Genomic DNA, 2619 nt, shown 5'->3' on the forward strand with positions numbered 1-2619 from the left:
CGGAGCAGGGCGCCGGAGCAGGGCGCCGGAGCAGGGCGCCGGAGCAGGGCGCCGGAGCAGGGCGCCGGAGCAGGGCGCCGGAGCAGGGCGCCGGAGCAGGGCGCCGGAGCAGGGCGCCGGAGCAGGGCGCCGGAGCAGGGCGCCGGAGCGGGGCTGCAGGATACGCGGACGGGACGCCGCAACGGGACAAGGCCCGCGAGCCGGGCGCGGCAGGGAGTGCGGAGGCAGGGCGCGCGGGCGGAGCGCGGCGGGAGTGCGAGGGCAGGGCGCGCGGGCGGTGACCGGGTGCACGAGCGATGGCGGGATACCCGATGCGCGGGCGGGACGCGGGCCGGGAACAGGCCGCCCGGCCCGCGGGCCGGGAGGCAGGAATGCCGGGGGCAGGACGGGCCGGGAGGGTGGCCGAGTGCACGAGCGGTGGGGATGCGGATACACAGGCGGGACGCGGTCGGGAGCGGGACACGGTCCGCGAACCGGGCACGGCAGGAATCCGGGGCGGGCCGGGGGTGGTGGCCGGGTGCACGACCGGCGGGGATGCGGATACACGGACAGGGCACAGGGCGGGCGCGGGGCAGTGCACGGACCAGGCACGGGAGCACGTGACCCCCACGCCGGCAGACGGGCCCCCTTAAGACAGCAGCCGACCAGACGGGAAGGCTGAAGCGCGAATGACCGGGAGTGGGATCCGACCTGCGACTCACCGGCCGACGGACAGCTCCGCCCGAACCACCGACGGGCTCCTGCACCCGGCGGCGACGCCCGGCCACCCGCCACCCGCCACCGGCCCCGGACCGGCGGCATACCGGCCTGACACCCGGCGCAGGGGCAGGATGCACGGACCAGGCACGGGAGCGCGTGACCCCCACGCCAGCAGACGTGCCCCCCTAAGACAGCAGCCGGCCAGGCGGGAAGACACGGGGCGGGACAGCTGGGGGCTGGGGTGAGGGCGGGCCTGGGGCGGGGCAGGGCCTGACGGCCGAGAGACGCCGACCCACCGGCACGCCCGACCAGGCAGGACACAGCCGCCGGCAGCACACACTCCGACCTGGGACTCACCGGCCGGCAGCCCCCTTCCGCCCGGAACACCGGCAGGCACCCGGCGGCGGCCGGCCAGACAGGCGGAAATACGGTCGCCGGAGACAGGGGCGTGGGGGCAGGAACCGCAGGCAGTGCAGGACCCGACGGCCGGGGACCGTTCACCGACAGGCACCACCCCAGACGCCGGACACGGCCCCGCCAGCACACACTCCCACCCGCAGCACACCCGCAGCACACCCTCCCACCCGCGAACTCACCGGCCGACAGCCCCCTCCGCCCGGAACACCGGCAAGCACCCGGCGGCGGACGGCCAGGCAGGACGGCGGCGGAGAGCCAGGCAGGACGGCGGGAGCGGGACGGCTGGGAGGGGCGTGCCGGGGACAGGGCCCGCGGGGACGGTGACGGGGTGCACGAGCGGTGAGGGGATGCCGATGCGCCGGCGGGACGCGGGGTGGGTGCCGGCACAGGATGCACGGACGAGGCACCAGGTCCGGGGCCCCTGCGGCAGCAGGCGCGTGTAAGGGGGCCGCAGCCGGCCGAGCGGGGGCGAAGGGCTGGGATACGCCGGGCCTGGCGACAGAGGGGGAAGCCGACCGACAGGCCCGGCCCCAGAAGCCGGACACACCCCCGACCGCACGCGCCCCGCCCCGCGCACTCACCGGCCGACGGACAGCCCCACCCGGCTTCGCCGGCCACCGCCCGCACCCGCCACGGCGAAGCCCAGCCCCCCCACCGGCACTGACCCCCGACCGGCAGCCGGCCGGGCCCGGCACCCGGAACGGACACCGCGCCCGACACCGGGCCCGGGCCATGACACACCGGTCCACGGCCTCCTGACCCATGCCGCCGGCCCAGGGCCGGCACGGGCCCGCGGACAGGCCGCTCCCGGGCTCCTGGCGGACACCCCTCCTCCGCCGGCGAACCGACGGACAGGTCCACCGCCCGGTCCACCGATCAGGGGACACACCACAGCCCCCGCAGCGGCTGAAATGAATTACGCAAGTTCATCCACCAGGAACTGCACCCCCACCCAAAGACCAAGAAATACGAGGTTTTCTCATGTCCATCTCTCGTCGTTACATCGCCGCCCGCATCGCCGGTATTTCCTGCATCGCCGCTCTGGCCGCCGGAGGCCTCGGCATGGCAAGCGCCCAAGCCGCACCCATGAACCACCACACGGCCTCCCACGCCTCACACAATCACCACCAGCAGCGCTACCAGGACATGTCCTACAACCACCGCATGAACGGGAACACGCAGGGCGGCACCCAGGGCAACGGCAACGGGAACACGCAGGGAGGTACACAGGGCAACGGCCGCGGCAACACCCAGGGCGGAACCCAGGGCAACGGAAACGGGAACACGCAGGGAGGTACGCAGGGCAACGGCCGCGGTAACACCCAGGGAGGCACCCAGGGCGGCGGCAACGGCAACACGCAGGGAGGTACACAGGGCAACGGCCGCGGTAACACCCAGGGAGGCACCCAGGGCGGCGGCAACGGCAACACCCAGGGCGGCACCCAGGGCGGCGGCAACGGCAACACGCAGGGAGGTACACAGGGCGGCGGCAACGGCAACACC

At 75.2% G+C, this 2619-nt stretch carries 1 pseudogene; it reads left to right on the forward strand.

Annotated features, from left to right (window positions below):
* Positions 1-2097 precede the first annotated feature (2097 nt).
* Positions 2098-2619, forward strand: a pseudogene (locus FHS34_RS36330) (hypothetical protein); the annotation flags it as partial.

The organism is Streptomyces echinatus (genome assembly GCF_014203595.1).
Classification (GTDB): Bacteria; Actinomycetota; Actinomycetes; order Streptomycetales; family Streptomycetaceae; genus Streptomyces; species Streptomyces echinatus.